Source organism: Halomonas sp. KO116 (assembly GCF_000734975.2).
Lineage (GTDB): Bacteria > Pseudomonadota > Gammaproteobacteria > Pseudomonadales > Halomonadaceae > Vreelandella > Vreelandella glaciei.
Map to the genome: position 1 here is coordinate 812205 of NZ_CP011052.1, position 16824 is coordinate 829028.

At 56.3% G+C, this 16824-nt stretch carries 18 protein-coding genes; 4 read left to right on the forward strand and 14 right to left on the reverse strand.

Annotated elements, in window-relative coordinates; genetic code table 11:
* Window position 1: 1 nt before the first annotated feature.
* The gene (locus tag KO116_RS03800; RefSeq protein WP_035561244.1) at window positions 2-1249 is read left to right on the forward strand and encodes a GGDEF domain-containing protein; all 1248 of its coding nucleotides are present in this window, start codon (window positions 2-4) and stop codon (window positions 1247-1249) included.
* On the opposite strand, the gene KO116_RS03805 is transcribed toward KO116_RS03800, so the two are convergent.
* Together KO116_RS03805 and KO116_RS03810 are read right to left on the reverse strand one after the other, a co-directional pair.
* A complete protein-coding gene (locus tag KO116_RS03805) occupies window positions 1185-1661 on the reverse strand; it encodes a DMT family transporter (protein WP_035561247.1) in 477 nt (158 codons plus the stop codon). The two genes, KO116_RS03800 and KO116_RS03805, sit on opposite strands and share 65 nt — an antisense overlap.
* Window positions 1662-1687: 26 nt before the next feature.
* On the reverse strand, window positions 1688-2116 hold the full coding sequence (locus KO116_RS03810; RefSeq protein ID WP_008959383.1) for a DMT family transporter: 429 nt from the start codon (window positions 2114-2116) through the stop codon (window positions 1688-1690).
* An 89-nt stretch (window positions 2117-2205) separates the two neighbouring features.
* On the opposite strand from KO116_RS03810, the gene KO116_RS03815 reads away from it, so the two are divergent.
* Entirely contained in the window at window positions 2206-3138 is a 933-nt protein-coding gene (locus tag KO116_RS03815; protein ID WP_035561252.1) for a LysR family transcriptional regulator, read from the forward strand.
* A gap of 114 nt (window positions 3139-3252) precedes the next feature.
* Window positions 3253-4515, forward strand: a complete 1263-nt coding sequence (gene mtnK, locus KO116_RS03820) for an S-methyl-5-thioribose kinase (RefSeq protein WP_035561255.1) — start codon at window positions 3253-3255, stop codon at window positions 4513-4515.
* A gap of 343 nt (window positions 4516-4858) precedes the next feature.
* On the opposite strand, the gene KO116_RS26030 is transcribed toward mtnK, so the two are convergent.
* The 5 genes from KO116_RS26030 to mtnB form a co-directional block, all read right to left on the reverse strand.
* Window positions 4859-5461 carry an IS110 family transposase gene (locus tag KO116_RS26030; protein ID WP_144408555.1) on the reverse strand — a complete coding sequence of 201 codons (603 nt, stop codon included), beginning with the start codon at window positions 5459-5461 and terminating at the stop codon, window positions 4859-4861.
* Window positions 5462-5478: 17 nt separating this feature from the next.
* Window positions 5479-5913, reverse strand: coding sequence for an IS110 family transposase (locus KO116_RS26035; RefSeq protein ID WP_052703721.1), 435 nt, complete (start codon window positions 5911-5913; stop codon window positions 5479-5481).
* 176 nt (window positions 5914-6089) lie between these two features.
* Entirely contained in the window at window positions 6090-6638 is a 549-nt protein-coding gene (locus KO116_RS03830) for a 1,2-dihydroxy-3-keto-5-methylthiopentene dioxygenase (protein WP_035561258.1), read from the reverse strand.
* A 35-nt stretch (window positions 6639-6673) separates the two neighbouring features.
* Window positions 6674-7360, reverse strand: coding sequence for an acireductone synthase (gene mtnC, locus KO116_RS03835; protein ID WP_035561261.1), 687 nt, complete (start codon window positions 7358-7360; stop codon window positions 6674-6676).
* 14 nt (window positions 7361-7374) lie between these two features.
* Window positions 7375-7962 (reverse strand): methylthioribulose 1-phosphate dehydratase, encoded by a 588-nt coding sequence (gene mtnB / locus KO116_RS03840; protein WP_052703722.1) that lies wholly within the window; start codon window positions 7960-7962, stop codon window positions 7375-7377.
* Between the two features lie 102 nt (window positions 7963-8064).
* Between mtnB and mtnA the strand changes: the two genes are divergently transcribed.
* A complete protein-coding gene (gene mtnA, locus KO116_RS03845; RefSeq protein WP_035561264.1) occupies window positions 8065-9090 on the forward strand; it encodes an S-methyl-5-thioribose-1-phosphate isomerase in 1026 nt (341 codons plus the stop codon).
* Between the two features lie 3 nt (window positions 9091-9093).
* On the opposite strand, the gene KO116_RS03850 is transcribed toward mtnA, so the two are convergent.
* The 7 genes from KO116_RS03850 to KO116_RS03880 form a co-directional block, all read right to left on the reverse strand.
* Window positions 9094-9774 carry an RES family NAD+ phosphorylase gene (locus KO116_RS03850; RefSeq protein ID WP_035561267.1) on the reverse strand — a complete coding sequence of 227 codons (681 nt, stop codon included), beginning with the start codon at window positions 9772-9774 and terminating at the stop codon, window positions 9094-9096.
* Window positions 9771-10172: an MbcA/ParS/Xre antitoxin family protein gene (locus KO116_RS03855; protein ID WP_035561271.1), complete on the reverse strand. Its 402-nt coding sequence runs from the start codon at window positions 10170-10172 to the stop codon at window positions 9771-9773. The genes KO116_RS03850 and KO116_RS03855 overlap by 4 nt, the downstream gene beginning before the upstream one ends.
* A 94-nt stretch (window positions 10173-10266) precedes the next feature.
* Entirely contained in the window at window positions 10267-12099 is a 1833-nt protein-coding gene (recQ, locus tag KO116_RS03860; RefSeq protein ID WP_035561274.1) for a DNA helicase RecQ, read from the reverse strand.
* Between the two features lie 62 nt (window positions 12100-12161).
* A complete protein-coding gene (locus tag KO116_RS03865) occupies window positions 12162-13004 on the reverse strand; it encodes a carbohydrate ABC transporter permease (RefSeq protein WP_035561278.1) in 843 nt (280 codons plus the stop codon).
* On the reverse strand, window positions 13001-13885 hold the full coding sequence (locus tag KO116_RS03870; protein ID WP_035561281.1) for a carbohydrate ABC transporter permease: 885 nt from the start codon (window positions 13883-13885) through the stop codon (window positions 13001-13003). Before KO116_RS03870 ends, KO116_RS03865 begins: the two co-directional genes overlap by 4 nt.
* Before the next feature lie 60 nt (window positions 13886-13945).
* Window positions 13946-15226, reverse strand: a complete 1281-nt coding sequence (locus KO116_RS03875) for an ABC transporter substrate-binding protein (RefSeq protein ID WP_035561284.1) — start codon at window positions 15224-15226, stop codon at window positions 13946-13948.
* A gap of 29 nt (window positions 15227-15255) precedes the next feature.
* On the reverse strand, window positions 15256-16386 hold the full coding sequence (locus KO116_RS03880) for an ABC transporter ATP-binding protein (RefSeq protein ID WP_035561287.1): 1131 nt from the start codon (window positions 16384-16386) through the stop codon (window positions 15256-15258).
* Between the last annotated feature and the right edge of the window lie 438 nt (window positions 16387-16824).

Consider the following 16824-nt stretch of genomic DNA (forward strand, 5'->3'; position numbering starts at 1 on the left):
AATGGTCAATGATGCACTGCTGAAAGCTGTCGAGGATGAGTTGGATGGCGCACATTGCCGATTACGTTTTGCTGATGACGTTGAAGCGCGGTTCGAAGCAGATACCCAGCGTCAGCGCAGCCGTAATATGGTGTTGGCGGGGGTGATCTCAGCGATTATCTATTGCCTCTTCTTAATCAATGACTATAGCTTTCGTCCTGAGGCCTTTGCTACCGCTGTTCAACTGCGCATGGGGGTAATGCTTCCCTTTGGTTTATCCGTCTTGTGGTGGGTGTATCGGGGTGTATCGCCGGTGCTGCGTGAAACCTTGATGGCGAGTACCGTGGTCGTAGCCACGGTGGTTTCCTGTCTTATTTTTGCTAAATCGGTAGCGCCCTACTCCTATTTAGATGTTTTTTCGTTTGGATTGATTTTGTTGGTGGGTAACATTGTTTACTCGCTACGGTTCAGCTATGCCTGTGCATCCTCCGCGGCGAGCATAGTCATCATCTTGGCCTTTGTGTTGCCTTATGAGCCAATGCCTGTTGAAGCCAAGCGGTTGGCGATCTTTACGATTATCGCGATGGGTATTTTTAGCCTTGTCGCTAACTACCGTTTCGAGCTCAGTGAGCGAACCTCTTACTTGCATGTGCTGAAAGAGAAAATCCGCGCTGGCTACTACTTAAAAGATAACCAAAAGCTATCTCAGTTATCGATCACAGACCCATTAACCAACCTCGCCAATCGTCGTCAGTTCGATGCGGTGTTACCTGTGCGGTGGAAAGAGGCCATTGATAAAGGGATGTGTATGGGGCTGATGGTGATCGATATCGATTATTTTAAAGCTTACAACGACTTTTATGGGCACCTTCAAGGAGACATTTGCTTACAGCAGGTGGCCAAGGCCATGCACGATAATAGCCGCGACGCCGATTTAGTGGTGCGTCTTGGCGGTGAAGAGTTTGTGGTGCTAATGGTGAATGCCTCGAGCGAGGCAACAAACGTAGCCGCAGAGCGTATTCGCGCTAGTATAGAGGCCTTACGTATTCCTAATTTTGGTGTCTCCCACCAGGCCTATATTACCGTCAGCGTTGGTGTGGCCGTACTGAGCCCAACCGATGAGCTTACCCCTACCGACTTATTATCGGCGGCGGATCGAGCGCTTTATGAAGCCAAGCGGCAGGGGCGCAACGTCATTCGTATGGCTAACTTGGCTGGTTCACCATCCGACGGTGACGCTGCTGGTGACTTAGATAGATTAAGCCGATAGCACCAATGAGCAGCGCCATCGCAATGTAGCGTGACGCATCTAACGGTCGCACGGTATTGCTTAACCAGCCGAAATGATCAATCAGTAGGCTCATCAATAGTTGGCCAGAAATGACCGCTACCGTGGCCGCGGCGGTGCCTACCCGGGGTACGGCAAACACAATTGCCAACATATAGACCACGCCAAACAGCGCCCCGGTTAACTGCCATTTGGGTACGCTGAAGAGCGTTGCTTGCTGTGCTGGCTCAAAAAAGAACATCAATAAAAAGGTCAGGACGGCGCCGATCACAAAGGTCAGCCAAGAACTCTCGATGACGCCTGCTTTTGCACCCAAACGGCCATTGATGGAGGACTGAGCTGCCAGTACCGCACCGCCGACGAGCAGTAAGATAAAGATAAGAGGGAGTAGCATGGTTTAGCTCCTGAATACGTTAGCCGTTACATTAACCACAGGGCGGCAAGAATCATCGCCAAGGCGCCAATACGGTAGCCGTCGACTTTACGCTGTTCGCTTCCCAGCCAGCCAAAGTGGTCGATAGCGACGCTGGCCGCTACCTGACCGCACAAAATCCCCACCATCGTCATTCCAACACCTACCAGCGGCGTCGCAAGTGTTAGCACAATGACGTAGACCGGGCCTAAGATGCCGCCCGTCAGTAGCCAGCGCGGCTGCTTAAAAAGGGCTCCCAGCTGTCGTTTAGGCGCAAACACCAGTGCTAGCGAGAGCAGTAGCGCGCCCACCATAAAAATTGACAAGGTGGCCGATAAGTGCCCAACCTGCTCGCCAAGCGGGCCTAGCAAGCCGGCTTCGACCGATAGCCCCATCCCGGCAATTAGCACGCCGAGCAGAATAAGTGCGTGACGCATAGGTGGCTCCGCTAAGTAAAAGAAGCGCGTACTGTAGAGAGTTAGCGTTATTGCTACAATGCGTCAAAACAGCAAAGGACTATTGCATTTTGGACAACTCGCTTCGCCTGTTAGCGTTACGTCTTTTTGTGCGAGTGGCCTCAAGTGGCAGCTTCGCTGAAGCCGCGCGCTACTTTGATTTGCCGGCCTCTTCGGTCTCGCGGCACATTGCAGGGTTAGAGCGTTCGCTAGGCCAGCGGTTGCTCTACCGTCATACGCGAGCGGTAAGGCTCACCGATGCCGGAGAGCGCTACTATCGGGAGGTAAGAAGCATATTAGAAAGCTTGGATGCCGCTACCGAGCAGGTGATCAGCGGCGCTAAGCAACCGCAGGGATTGTTGCGTCTTAATGCACCTGTGGCGTTTGGGCGTCGGCATATCGCGCCTTTATTGGCTAGTTTTCAGCAGGCAAACCCGGCCGTGGAAATAGAGCTCACGTTGAGCGATGCCTTTATCGACCCGGTACAAGAGGGCGCCGATGTCGTAATACGGGTGGGATCGCTGGGGGATTCAAGCCTGGTGGCCCGGCAACTCGCGACCCAGCGCTTTGTCGCCTGCGCTTCCCCCGCGTATTTAACACGGTGCGGCGAGCCCCACCATCCTGAACAATTGAGTGACCATAACTGCTTAGTCTATAAAGGAACACGCGGGGCTCAACCTTGGTATTTCCAGGGGGCTGGCAATCCTCAAGCGCAGCGTTATTCGGTAACAGGCAATTTGCATAGCAACAATGCCGAGAGTCTTGTGGAAGCCGCTCTGCAAGGACAAGGTATTGTGCTATTCCCCACATGGTTGCTATTCGATGCGCTGCGCGATGGCGGCCTAACGCCTATTTTGGAAACCTATGAAGCCCTAGGCGAAGCGACGCGAGAAGGAATCCATGCTATCTACCCCGAAAACCGCCTGCGCTCGCAGAAAGTGGCCGCCTTTTTAGAGCATTTGTTCGCGGAGATTGGCGAACGACCCTATTGGGATCACCATTAAGAGCGATGACGATAGTCCCCTTATTAACGTTTAAACGTTACTCTCTGATAATAAACGTCTTAAAGACCCCTATTCGGGCCTGAATATATGCAATGTTTTGGTGAGGATTGGCCTGTGGAGATTGATCAACATTACCGTGCGCTCGGCGTCGACACTCTATCCCAACGGCTGGGAGGGGTTGAGGCGGTGGCGAGTCGAGTGGGCGGAGAACCCACTAGCTGGGACATTCGCGAGGTGGGTGACGGTAACCTCAACCTAGTGTTTATCGTCTCCGGTGACGTAGGCAGTGTCGTGGTTAAGCAGGCGCTTCCCTATGTACGCATGGTGGGCGAAAGCTGGCCGCTACCGATTTATCGCGCCCACTTTGAATATTATGCGCTGGTCCGCCAGGCCAAGCGTGCGCCCGGCATTGCCCCCGAGGTGTACTATTTCGACAAACCCCAGGCGCTGTTTGTGATGGAGTACCTTCACCCGCACACGATTCTGCGCCGCAAGTTAATCAACGGTGAGCGAGTTGCCCAGCTTGGCGAAACCATCGGCCAATTCTGTGCCCGCACGGCGTTTCGTGGCTCAGAACTTTCGCTGAGCAGCCCCGAGAAAAAAGCGGACGTAGGACTGTTCTCAGGCAATGTAGCGATTCCCGCGATCACGGAATCACTGGTATTTACCGACCCCTATTACGGCGCTGAAATGAACCACCATACGCCGGAGCTTTCGCCGGTGGTGGATGAGCTTCGCCGCAATGCGCGACTAAAAGCCAAGGTGCAGCGGCTGTTAATGAAGTTCACCTCGAACACTGAAACCATGCTGCACGGTGATCTGCACTCCGGCTCGATTATGGCCACGGATAATGACGTGCGGGTGATTGACCCTGAGTTTTCCCAGTACGGGCCGATGGCCTTTGACTTGGGCATGGCGGTAGCCAACTTCCTGATGGCTTACTTCAGCCAACCCGCACATCGCCTAGAAGATGAGCTTGAGGCGTATCAGGCGTGGATTCTGGAGGTGATTGAAGCCTGCTTTACCCGTTTTGATGCCGAATTCCGCCACCTCTGGCAAACCGAGCGGACGGGCATTTTATTTCCCAAGTCGCTGTTTGAAGAGCAGGGCAATAGCGCCGACGACCCCTGCGATGCGCTGCTTGAAGAGATCCGCCTGGACGCGCTGGCCTACTGCGGCATTGAAATGCACCGCCGGGTATTATCGCTGGCCCATAATGCCGACTTCGAAGAGATTAAAGACACCGCGCTGCGCGCCAAGCTTGAAGCGCGCAACGTGCTGATGGGACAAACGCTGATTATGGAGCCGGAAGCCTATTGTGACCTGAACGCGCTGGCGGATTTAGCTAAGGCGTATAACCAGCAAGAGGTTTTGTAACAAAGGCACATTATTAACAGTTCAGCACTCACTAATAGCAGCTTTAATGAGCGAAGAGTGACTCAGACGCCGCTGTCATTGCGTATAGGGACTCCTCCCCGGTTGCAAGCGACGATGATGAACAACATAAGCCGATGCGTGCGTATAGTCGGTCTCTCAATGGGGACGCTATCCCCTGACCCTGATGAACGTCGCGCACCTTCTCTCCTCAACGAGGCGTAGGCTTTTTCAGCCATCGCAATGAGCAGGTTTTGAGAAGGTCGGTCTGACCTGTTTTTCATCGATCGTTGCCCGGCAACAAGGTAGCCGCCTGTCGGCGCTTAGCCGCTGATGGTGCTACCGCTTAGCTCACCATCAGCGCTGAACCGTCGTTAAACTCCCTACAATAGGACTGACCGCTGTGCAGAACCGCCCAGGCGGTTCGTACTGTCTTGTTCGCTAACGCGACAGCCGCTTTGTTCTTGCCAGCGCGAGCGACCAGGGATCGTAGCCAACGACTTTTAGCATCCTGTTTGTCACCCATGGTGTTGATGACCGAATGCGCGCCACGTATCAGGGCGGCTTTCAGTGAGACTTGACCCGTCCGGCCAATGCCCTTGATGCTCGCGGTGCCACCACTGCTGTGTTGCTTCGGCGTTAACCCCAGATAGGCTGACGCTTGGCGACCTTTCTTGAACGCGTCGCCGTTACCGAGGGCGCTATAGAGTTGGGTGGCGACCACCGGCCCCACTCCCTCAATCGCCAACAGTTGGCAACAAGGCATCACCGCACGGCTCATCTGCTCCACGCGCTTATCCAGTGACTGAATGCGCTCGTTGAGTCGATCCAGCTCCGCCATTTGCTCGGCAATCAAGTCACGCATCAGCATCGAAAGCTCGTTATCGGCATCTTCCAGGGCGAGCCAGACACGTTGCTTTAATGCCTTCTGACCACGACCGCTGATAATCCCGTACTCCTGTCATATCATAAGCCATGAATCTGGTTGATCAACTGGGTGCGCTGATGAATGTACCTTTCCCGAATGCGGTGCAGGCTCTGAATATCCTGCTGCTCGACGCTTTTGAGCGGTACAAAGCGCATATCAGGGCGCAACCCGGCCTCTACAATGGCGAGCGCGTCATTGGCATCTGTCTTATGCCCCTTGCGAAAGGGCGTTACAAACTGGGGCGATATGAGGGCAACGGTATGGCCGAGGGCCTGCAGCTGTCGCGCCCAATAATGCGATCCACCGCACGCCTCCATGAACACCCGACAGGCCGGTTGGCGGCGCATAAAATCCAAGACCTGATGCCGTTTAAGCTCTTTGTTGACCTGAACACGCGGGCGGCGAGTGTCGACAACACACACTTGGAAAACACGCTTTGCCAGATCCAACCCTATTGTCTTATGCTTGTTCATGACTCTTCCCCTCCGCATTGAAGTGGTTCAACTATCAATGTAGCTCTCTGAAGCTTCGAGAGGGGAGGAGTCCCTTTCATTGAGGAGCGCAGCGACGCGGCAATCTCTGCCGGTGGTAGCAAGTCGGCCCGAGATCGCCGCGCTTCGCTCGCGATGACATAAACGGCGCCCCCAGTTTAAAGCTGGTCCAAGCGATCGAACTTCCCAGCGATATCGCTTTCGGTCCAGTGGGGCACCCAACCCTCGACATTATCGAAGAAACGTAGCGCGGTGAATTCCGGTGCTGGGCCCATATCGAACCAGTGGGGCGTGTTGGCAGGCACGCTGATCAGGTCATTGCGAGAGCACAGCACCTGATACACCTTGTCATCGATGTGCAGGCAGAATAGCCCCTGGCCTTTAACGAAGAAACGCACTTCATCTTCGTGATGGCGATGCTCGTTTAAGAACTTCTGCCGCATGGCGTCCTTCTCAGGGTGCGTGGGGACCATATGCAGCACATCCACGGTCTGATAACCGCCCTTCGCTTTGACCCGGTCAATATCTTCCTGGTAAAGCGCCAAAATATCTTCCTGGGTGGCATCGTCAGCAATCTCGCCTGGCGCAGCCCAGCGCTCAAACAGCACGCCTACCTTGTTGAGCTCAGCGGTCATCTGTTCGCCGTCAGTGGTGTCGGTCAGGGCGTCGTTCGGGTTTTGATCAGCAAATACTTTTAGTTGCGACATCAACAACTCTCCTTAAAAGTGACGGGCGATGAACGTTACAGAACGATTTCATCGAAGCGGATGACGCATGCATGATGGGTACCGGCCTGAGTACCTTCGCGTACCAGTTGCAGCGTTTGCATGCCCGCCTGTTTGGCGGCATCCAGCTCTTCGACCACATCCGACAAGAACAGCACCGCATGCGCAGGTAGGTCAAGCTCGGCGACAATACGCTGATAGGCAGACGCCTCGCGCTTATGGCCAATATGGGTATCGAAGTAGCCGCTAAACAGCGGGGTTAAATCGCCTTCATCGCTGTAACCAAAGAGCAGTTTTTGGGCCTGTACGGAGCCTGACGAATAAACGTAAAGGGTTTTGCCTGCCTCTTTCCACTGGCGCAGTGCAGGTGCTACATCGCTATATAGGTGGCCTTTAAAATCGCCGCGCTGGTAGCCGTCAGCCCAGACCATGCCCTGCAGTGCTTTTAGCGGGGTCACTTTTTGGTCGGTTTCGATCCAATGCAGCAACTCAGCAATGACAGCTTCCAGCGTGGCATCAGGGTCACCCATTTCGCGGCGCACGGCGTCGATCTGCTCGGCGATGGCTGGGGTTTCTGCCTTAGCGCGTAGAAACTCAGGTAACTTATTGTGGGCGTAGGGAAACAGCACCTTATGGACGAAGTTAATATCCGTGGTGGTGCCTTCAATATCGGTCACAATGGCGCGAACAGTTGGGTTACTCATTTAAGGCTACTCATTTAAGACCAGCGACTCTCTTCAAGAACACAGGCTAGTAAAAACTCAATCGCTTCCAAGTGGCGTCGGCAGCTGGCAATGCTATCACCCACGGCGTAAATGCCGTGCCCCGCAACCAAAAAGCCCCAAGGCATTGGCCAGCCGCTGCGCACATGCTCGGCCAGCTCTTCCATATTCTGGGAGTTGGGTACTACCGGCAAACGGATGGTGTCGTCGTGAGTAGCGTTGCCCTGTAGCGCTTTTTGCATTTCAAAGCCGCTTAGCTCGACACCCTCTGGAAAGCGCCGCGATAGCACCGTGCTGGCCACGGTGTGAGTGTGGAGCACGCAGTTAATCGAAGCGTCTAAGCGATAGAGCGCGGCATGCAGATCGCTCTCCGCGCTCGGCTTACCATCACCTGATAGCACCTTGCCATCCAGGTCACACAGCAATAGATCATCGGCTTGAATGCGGGTTTTATCCCGGCCAGAGGCGGTCACAAGATAGCCCGCCTCGGTGCGGGCGGAAAAATTGCCGCCGGTAGCGGGCGTCCAGCCTTGCTGCGCCGCCCATGAAATAGCGGCCAGCAGTTCAGTTTGTAGCGTCATCATAGGGTCTGCGTCGCCTCTTCTATTGGCAGCCATTCTATATGATAAGCTTCGCGGCTGATAAGCCGTGTAGCTGTTCCGATCAAGTGCTTAAGGAGTCCATCGATGCCTCAACTTCAGTCACGCAGTTTGCGGGTTCATGCCGATACGCTTGAGTACTTGGATCAAACTCAGTTGCCGCAAGCTGAAAAGTGGGTGCCCTGTGACTCTCCCGAGGCGTGGCAGGGGGCGGTTAAGAACCTAGCCATTCGTGGCGCACCACTGATTGGTTTGAGCGCCGCTTTCGTGCTGGCGCAGTTCGCCGCGCGCCATCCAGAACATGATTGGCAGCAAGTCAGCGATCGCCTGCGCGCCACGCGTCCAACAGCCGTCAACCTAATGTACTGCCTGGATGCCATGGAAGCCTGCTTTGAGCAAGGCGCCAATGCTCTAGCCGAGCGCGCCGCCGCGCTGTTTGCAGAGGATCGTGCGCTGTGCCAACGCATGGCCGAACGGGGCGCTGACTTGCTGAAAACGGGTGACCGTGTGCTCACCCACTGCAACACCGGGGCGCTGGCCACTGCAGGGGTGGGCACCGCGATTGGCGCGCTAGCGGTAGCCAAACAGCGCGGTGTAGAGCTGCATGTGTTTGTAGATGAAACCCGCCCGCTACTGCAAGGGGGCCGTTTAACCGCCTGGGAAATGGCCGACCTGGGCATTCCCTACCAGCTAATTACCGATAGCATGGCGGCTAGCCTTATGGCTGCGGGCAAGGTAGATAAAGTGATGGTGGGCGCCGACCGCATCTGCGCCAACGGCGACTTCGCCAATAAAGTGGGTACTTACATGCTGGCAGTGGTCGCTCACTACCACCAGGTGCCGTTCTATGTGGTGGCTCCCTACACCACGGTTGATCCCGCTTGTGCCACTGGTGCCGAGATTCCTATTGAACAGCGTGACCCCGCCGAGATCCGCGGCGTCGCTGGTGCCTTTGGTGAGGTTATCTGGGCACCCGATAATGCACCGGTGTGGAATCCCGCCTTTGATGTCACTCCCGCCAAACTCGTGACGGCTTGGGTGTTGGATACTGGCGTATTTGATGCCGCCGCTATAGCACGCGGTGAACACTGCCTGGGGCGCGGCGAAAGTTAATTGCTAGCCCAATAGCGTTAGCTCATAGACATGGCGGATATGCTGACCATCCCAGTCATAGCCAAGATGCCGTCCTTGCCTGGTGGCGGAGAGCGCGGGCGGCCGTAGCACAGCGGCACACTCGCCTTCCGGGTCTCGAACGCTAGGGTAAACGATGCCGTCCGTGTGTTCCTCCCAGGCTTTTCTCCCCAAGGTTTGCCCAGCCGCCCAGCTATCCGGTCTGAGATGCGCTTGGGCAGCATCCTGCCCACGTAAATCAAGTAGTTGGCCCGTTAAATCCGACAGATAAACGCGCTGCTGAAGCATCATGGGCGGCTCGTTTGACTCCCCCATAAAGCGCTCCGCGTGGTAAACGGTTTCGGCAATGGCGGTGGCTTCGGTGAGTGCGCAGTAGTAGGCGCCAAAGGTGCCATCGCTAAAACGCGAACCGGTCATGGGGAAGTGGCAGAAGGCCGCCATGACGGGCGTCCAGCCGGGGCCGTAGCGACGGTCGTCATCACGAACCAAGTGAATAGCTCCCGCTTCCTCACGTAGCCTTGCGGAGGTTTCACCCTCCAGCTCATTGAGTAAGTCCCAGTCATCAGCGTTGCTGTTGGCGCCTTCGAATAAATCAATGGGAGGAAAACGCGAGGGAATAACGCGGTAACTGGGCCGCCACGTAACGTTGCTCAACGGGAATGTCACGCATGCCCCCCGCCACGCGCGGCATCCAAATGCTGGCGAACAACGTAGAGGTCGGAGACTTGTCCGTTTAACAGGCGCTCCATTGGTGTGTGGCCGGCAAAAAGAGGGTTGCGGTTGGCTCGCTGCAACCAACGGTTAGCCGCTTCTTTGTTGGGCAACAGTATATGCAGTGCTTTGTAGATACCCAGAATCAACGACATCCGCTCCAGGTGGTTAGCATCCAGGCGGGCATTCTCTGGTGCCTGCTTCCAACGCCGATAGGTGGAATCAGGCACCCCGAGCAGAAGGGCAGCTTCACTCTCTTTCAAACCCCATGCGTGTGAAATGTTGGGGTAGGTGCGCATCGCAGCGGCCCCCATTTCACGGCGTTTGTCGGCGGTTTTGTGCTGAATAGCCATCTATTTTCCTCCTCACTTATGGTTAGAATACGCCAAGTGAGCGTTTTTTGAAAATATCGACCATTTGAGCTTTTTTAATTCCCGGCGCGCTGGTTCAACTGCTTTGCCCGGTTTCCTGATGCTGCAGGATCACATCCAGAAAGCCCTCGCCGTAATCCGCCAGCTTGCGTGCGCCGATGCCGGAGATCGCGCCCAGTGCCGCTAGGCTTTGGGGTTTCTGCTCGACCATTTCAGCCAGAGTGGCGTCGTGGAAGATCACATAGGCTGGCACGCCCTGGGCTTCGGCAAGCTCCTTGCGGTGCTGGCGAAGGGCTTCCCATAGCGGGCCGTGGCCCTGCGGCGCAGAGGTGCTTTTGCTTCCTCGTCGAGCGGTTTTGGCTTTGCTGGGTTTGTTGCTTGGCTTGCGCAGGGTGAGGGTCTGCTCGCCGCGTAGCACCGGCTTGGCATTGGCAGTGAGCTTAATGCCGCCGTGCCCCTCCATATCCACGCTTAAAAAGCCGCTGGCAATCAGCTGGCGAAAGAGCGCTTTCCACTCGCTGGCCGCGAGGTCTTTGCCTATGCCGTAGGTGCTGAGGCGGTCGTGGCCAAAGCGGGTGATGCGCTCGTTGCTTTTGCCTAGTAGCACGTCCACGAGATAGGTCACGCCGAAACGCTGCTCGGTGCGGTAGACACAGGAGAGCGCCTTTTGCGCCGCCACGGTGGCCTCCCAGGTCTCGGGTGGAGTCAGGCAGTTATCGCAGTTACCGCAGGGGGTGTCCAGATGATCGCCAAAGTAGTGCAAAAGCGCCTGGCGGCGGCAGCTGATGATCTCACACAGCCCCAGCATGGCGTCGAGCTTCTGTTGTTCGATGCGCTTTTGATGGTCGGCGGCGCTGGAGTCCTGCTGCATCTGGCGCAGCGTGATCACGTCTTGAAGGCCGAAGGCCATCCAGGCATCGGCGGGCAGGCCGTCGCGCCCGGCGCGGCCGGTCTCCTGGTAGTAGGCCTCGATGCTCTTGGGCAGGTTGAGGTGGGCCACAAAGCGCACGTCCGGCTTGTCGATGCCCATGCCGAAGGCGATGGTGGCGACGACGACCACGCCATCTTCATGAAGAAAGCGGGTCTGGTGGTGCTGGCGCTGCTCGGGGGGAAGCCCCGCGTGGTAGGGCAGTGCCGTCAGCCCCTGGCGTTCCAGCCAGGCGGCGGTCTCCTCCACCTTGCGCCGGGAAAGGCAGTAGACGATACCCGCCTCGCCGTCGTGGTGCTCGCGAATAAAGCGCAGCAGCTGTTCCTTGGCGTTACCCTGATTCTCGGCGATATGGTAGCGAATATTGGGTCGGTCAAAGCCGCTGTTGTAAAGCGCCGCTTCCTGGAGCTGCAGATGCTCCATGATATCGCCCCGGGTGGGCACATCGGCAGTGGCGGTGAGGGCGATGCGCGGCACCTGGGGGAAACGCTGATGCAGCTGGGAGAGCTGGCGATACTCGGGGCGAAAATCGTGGCCCCACTGGGAGACGCAGTGGGCTTCATCAATGGCGAACAGCGCAATCTGATTCTGCTCCAAAAGCATCTGCATACGCGGCGTGGCCAGCCGCTCGGGCGCGACATATAAAAGATCCAGCTCGCCCGCCCGCAGGCGGTTCTCTACCTCAACCGCCTCGTGGTAATCGAGGCTGGAGTTAAGATAGTCCGCCCTAACCCCGTTCTGCTTAAGCGCTGCAACCTGATCCTGCATCAGCGCAATCAGCGGCGAGACCACAATTGCGGTGCCTTCCCGCAGCAGTGCCGGGATCTGATAGCACAGCGACTTGCCACCGCCGGTGGGCATCAGCACCAGCGCATCGCCCCCGGCGATCACATGCTCAATGATGGCCTGCTGCGGGCCGCGAAAGCTGTCGTAGCCAAATACCTCCTGCAGTACCTTGAGGGTTGCCGGGTCGCCGTGCATCAATGCTCTCCTTATCGCGTGCTTGAGGGAGAATTGTCGCACGAAAACTCACGGGATTTTGCCTAGCGAATCCCGGCGCGCAGGAACGACTGCACAAACTGGCGTTGAAAAAGCAAAAAGGCCACCAGAAGCGGCGCGATGCTCAGCAGCGTGGCGGCGCTGACGGTGGCCCAGTTGACACCGGTTTCCGGGGCGGAGAAAACGCCTAACCCTACCGTTAGCGGGCGGCTCTCTACCGAGTTGGTCACCACCAGCGGCCAGATAAAGTTGTTCCAGTGGTGGCTAATCGAGACCAGCCCGTAAGCAAGGTAGGTAGGCTTGGCGAGCGGTACATACACCTTCCACAAAATTTCCAGCCAGTTGCAGCCTTCGATGCGGGCGGCGTCTTCCAGCTCCCTTGGGATGGTTTTAAAGGTTTGGCGGAGTAGAAAAATACCCAAGGCGCTGGCCACGTAGGGCAGGCCAATCCCGGTGATGGTGTTGATCAGGCCCAGCACACTGGCGATGCGGTAGTTCTCGACAATCAGCACTTCTGGGAACACAAAGAGCTGAATCAGCACCAGCATAAATAAAACGTTCTTGCCGGGAATCGGAAAGCGCGCAAAGGCAAACGCCGCCAGGGTACAGACCACAAACTGACCGATCACCACCCCTGTCACCAATGCAAAGGTGTTCAGGTAGTAGCGGGCAAAGGGCGCTTGAGACCAGGCGCTAGTGAAGTTCTCCAACGTCAGCGGAGCGAAGAGCTCAAAGTTCACCATAAACTCGCTGGGGTGGAAGGCGGCCCAAAAGGCATACAGCAGCGGAAAAATCCAAATAATCGCCAGTAGCCACGCGGCCACGGTTTCCAGTGCTGGAATTGAGAAGAAACGGGAGCGGGGCGCATAGGTAGTCGTTGTATTCATTGATAGTGCGTCCTGCGATCTAAAATCGTGAACTTAAGCGTGGCCACTACCGCGAGCACCAGCAGAATAACCACCGTAATGGTGGCGGCCGTAGTGCGGTCGAAGAACGAGAACGCATTCTCGTAGACGTAATAAAGCAGCAGGTTGGTGGCGTTGTTGGGCCCGCCCTTGGTCAAGATAAACAGGTGATCCACGACCCGCACCGAGTTAATCAGCGCATTGATGAGTACAAACAGCGTGGTGGGCATGAGTAGCGGAAAGGTGACCCGCCAAAAGAAGCTCCAGCGGCTAGTGCCTTCTAAGTCAGACGCCTCTTTTAACTCGGGTGGCATGCTCTGTAGCGCCGCCAGGTAGAAAATCATAAAAAAGCCGGCTTCTTTCCACACCGACATCACGATCACCGAGCTTAACGCAACGCTTGGATCGCCTAGCCAGTTCACCCCGGAAAAGCCCAACATGCCGAGCAGTTTATTGAATAGGCCAATCTGCGGTGCGTAGAAAAACATCCAGATATTGGCCGCGGCGATCATGGGTAGAATCGTCGGCGTAAAGTAAGCCATGCGCACAAAGCCCCGCCCGCGAAGCTTGCCATTGACGAACAGCGCCATACCCAAGGCCAGCGCGATAGACGTAGGAATCGTACCGACGGCGTAGATTAAATTGTTACGCGCTACTTTCCAAAACGTCGGGTCATCGAACAACACCTGATAATTTTCAAGGCCTACGAATTCAGTGGGTGCACCGCGAAAGCCGGGTAAAAACAGGCTGTTAATGACCGTTGTTACGGTCGGAAAATAAGCAAACGTCGTCAGCAGTAGCGCAGCGGGAAGCAGCAGAAGCGCGCCATAGAGCTGCATTTTGCGGTGGTTGGTGAATGACATAAAGACGTACCGCACGTTGGAAAAGCCGGGGCATGCCCCGGCGACAGTGAAATGCCTATATTAGCGGGCGTAGCGGCGCAACACGCTGTCGGCCTCTTGCTGCGCCTGACTAAGCGCTTCTTGCGGTGTCATTTGACCGGTGAGTGCCGCCTGCACGGCGTTATCCAAGGCGCGGCGAATGCGGCCACCCTGGTAGGTGGAGAGCTCTGCCGTGCCGTGTTCGAGCTGGTCGCGGGCGACCGCGGCGGGCGGGAACTCTTCCACATAGCCTTGTAACGCATCGGTTTCGTAGGCGGCGGGGCTAACGCCCATATAGCCCGTCTCAATTGACCAAGCTGCTGCGCGCTCGGGGTCTGTCATCCAGCGAATGAAGGTCATCGCCGCGCGCTGTTCTTCTTCAGTGGCGTCTTCAAAAATGTAGAAGTTGCCGCCGCCGGTGGGGCTACCACGCTGGGTTTTCATCGGCAGCATGGCGACGCCAAAATCAAAATTGGCTTCGCTGCGTACGGCGGTGAGGTTGCCCGTGGTGTGCCACATCATTGCCGTGGACTCTTCCAGGAAGTTCTGGCGGAGTGTGCCCCACTCGATGGTGCCGTCGGGCATGGCATTGTGCTCGGTGGCCAGTGATACCCAGTACTCTAGCGCTTCCACCGCGGCGGGGTCGTCAAAGTAGACCTCGGTGCCATCTTCGCTCATCAAGCGATGGCCGTTCTGAAACGCAAAGGCCTGGAACATCCAGTAGGGGTAGCCGGTAGAGGGCACCATGACGCCCCACTGTTCGCCGTTTGAGGCTTCGCGCACGGTCGCCGCCATCTCGGCCATCTCTTCCCAGTTTTCCGGGGGTGTTTCGGGGTCTAGGCCGGCGGCTTCAAAGGCGTCTTTGTTCCAGAACAGTACGATAGTGGAGCGCTGGAAGGGGATGCCGTAGGTTTTACCGTCCAGTTGGCCATTTTCCATCAGCCCTGGGTAGAAGCCATCGAGCCATTCGCGCTCTTCATCGGTTTCGACCAGGTCGTCAAAGGCGACGATGGCGTTCTGCTCAATCAGCTCGTACAGGTCGATGGAGAACATGACCGACAACTGCGGCGTTTCACCCGCTTCCATCGCCGACATGGCGCGCACGCGGGTGTCGTCGTAGTTGCCGGCGTAGATCGCTTCCACGTTGATATCGGGGTATTCGCTTTCAAACTCTTCCACCAGGTTATCAACGACATCGGTGAGTGCACCACCCACCGCGACCGGGTAGTACATGGTCAGATCGACGCTATCCGCGTTTACCTGGGCGGCGCTTAACAAGCCTGCTGCCAGGGCGGTCATAGCAAAAGGGATACGCAAACGCATAAGAGACTCCGCAAGTGTCAATACTGCTGTCAGTGTTGGAAAGAGCCCACCGCCGGTGGACGAGGTATGCTTCGAGATGAGCTGGGTAAGGGGGTCGGCGTCAGGTCATCACGCCGCAGGCCTTCGGCATCGAAAAGATGTGTATTCTGTGGAGTCCAATAGAGGCTGCATGGCTGGCCTGTCAGTGCCTGCTTGCCGCTAAGCCGCACGCGTAGGGTGTGCGATCCCACCGCCACATAAGCAATAGTGTCTGCTCCCAGGTACTCTTCACTTAATACGTTAGCGGGCACGCCGGAACCGGGTTCGATTCGCAGCTCGATATCTTCCGGGCGGATGCCCAAGTGGCCACCAACGGCATCCAAGGGGGCTACGGGGGTACTTGGTTCGCCTTCGATAACGGCGCCATTCTCACCGGCCACTAGGGGCAGCAGGTTCATGGCGGGGCTGCCAATAAAGCTGGCGGCAAAAGCGCTAGCGGGGCGGTTATAAAGCTCGTCTGGGGTGCCGTCCTGCACGATTTTGCCATGCTGCATCAGAATAACGCGATCGCCCATGCTCATGGCTTCCACCTGGTCGTGAGTGACGTAAATCACCGTCATATTTAGGCGACTTTGCAACGCTTTGATTTCTCTGCGCATATCGCTTCTCAGCCGCGCATCCAGATTGGAGAGCGGCTCATCCATTAAGCAGATGGGGTGTTCGGAAATAACCGAGCGCGCCAAAGCAACCCGCTGGCGTTGGCCGCCGGAAAGCTGGGCAGGTTTGCGGTTCAGATAATCGGTTAAATCAACCAGTTCGGCCACTTTGGCTAGCCGCTCGCGCTGCTCGGCTTGGGGTACCTTGCGGCTGCGCAGGCCAAACACGATATTGTCAGCCACACTCAAATGCGGAAACAGCGCGTAGGACTGAAACACCATGCTCAGCCCACGGTCGCCGGGCGGCAGCCGCGTGACGTCGCGTTCGCCAATATGAATTTGGCCGTCGCTGGCCTCTTCCAGGCCCGCGATCATGCGTAGCGTGGTGGATTTGCCGCAGCCTGAAGGACCGAGCAGAATGACAAACTGCCCTGGGGTCACATCAAACGAAATACCATCGACAGCCGCAGAGGCGCCCCAGCGTTTAGTGACGCCCTCTAAGCGTATTCGCGATTGGTTTGACATAGCACACACATCACCGGCTGTTGGTTGTTATTGGTTCAGCTTGTGTTGAAGGTGTTGCCGTTTCATGACACTTACATGGATGGTTGATGACAGCAGCTGTGTCAAGCAGAAAATCATTTGGCGGCTTTGGCGTCATACAGCTACCTATTCCTCTGCTTAGCAACCTGCATAACTATTCATATTCAAAACTCTCGTTAGCGCATGCGAAGAGTTTTCTTTCTTTGCCTCTCTCTCGAATAATCAATTAGCCGGATGCACTGATAGTTCTTCATGTCCTGAGACAGAGCAGAGGGCTATCACCCCATTAATTATCGTTTCCTTCGTTACTCCTGTCCGTCTTAACTGTACCTTTTTTATGGGTACAGGTGCGGATATGTTAGAAGCCAGTATAAGCGCGAAAGTTAGCGCTTCTAATAACAACACATCCCAAAAGGGGGA

Bases quoted from the DNA above. Each gene is read 5' to 3' on its own strand.
- KO116_RS03875 (WP_035561284.1), bottom strand. From the start codon at position 15,226: ATGCGTTTGCGTATCCCTTTTGCTATGACCGCCCTGGCAGCAGGCTTG.
- KO116_RS03855 (WP_035561271.1), bottom strand. From the start codon at position 10,172: ATGGCTATTCAGCACAAAACCGCCGACAAACGCCGTGAAATGGGGGCC.
- KO116_RS03805 (WP_035561247.1), bottom strand. From the start codon at position 1,661: ATGCTACTCCCTCTTATCTTTATCTTACTGCTCGTCGGCGGTGCGGTA.
- mtnA (WP_035561264.1), top strand. From the start codon at position 8,065: ATGCCTCAACTTCAGTCACGCAGTTTGCGGGTTCATGCCGATACGCTT.
- mtnC (WP_035561261.1), bottom strand. From the start codon at position 7,360: ATGAGTAACCCAACTGTTCGCGCCATTGTGACCGATATTGAAGGCACC.
- KO116_RS03810 (WP_008959383.1), bottom strand. From the start codon at position 2,116: ATGCGTCACGCACTTATTCTGCTCGGCGTGCTAATTGCCGGGATGGGG.
- KO116_RS03880 (WP_035561287.1), bottom strand. From the start codon at position 16,386: ATGTCAAACCAATCGCGAATACGCTTAGAGGGCGTCACTAAACGCTGG.
- KO116_RS03865 (WP_035561278.1), bottom strand. From the start codon at position 13,004: ATGAATACAACGACTACCTATGCGCCCCGCTCCCGTTTCTTCTCAATT.
- KO116_RS26035 (WP_052703721.1), bottom strand. From the start codon at position 5,913: ATGAACAAGCATAAGACAATAGGGTTGGATCTGGCAAAGCGTGTTTTC.
- KO116_RS03870 (WP_035561281.1), bottom strand. From the start codon at position 13,885: ATGTCATTCACCAACCACCGCAAAATGCAGCTCTATGGCGCGCTTCTG.
- KO116_RS03800 (WP_035561244.1), top strand. From the start codon at position 2: ATGGTCAATGATGCACTGCTGAAAGCTGTCGAGGATGAGTTGGATGGC.
- mtnB (WP_052703722.1), bottom strand. From the start codon at position 7,962: ATGATGACGCTACAAACTGAACTGCTGGCCGCTATTTCATGGGCGGCG.
- recQ (WP_035561274.1), bottom strand. From the start codon at position 12,099: ATGCACGGCGACCCGGCAACCCTCAAGGTACTGCAGGAGGTATTTGGC.
- KO116_RS03830 (WP_035561258.1), bottom strand. From the start codon at position 6,638: ATGTCGCAACTAAAAGTATTTGCTGATCAAAACCCGAACGACGCCCTG.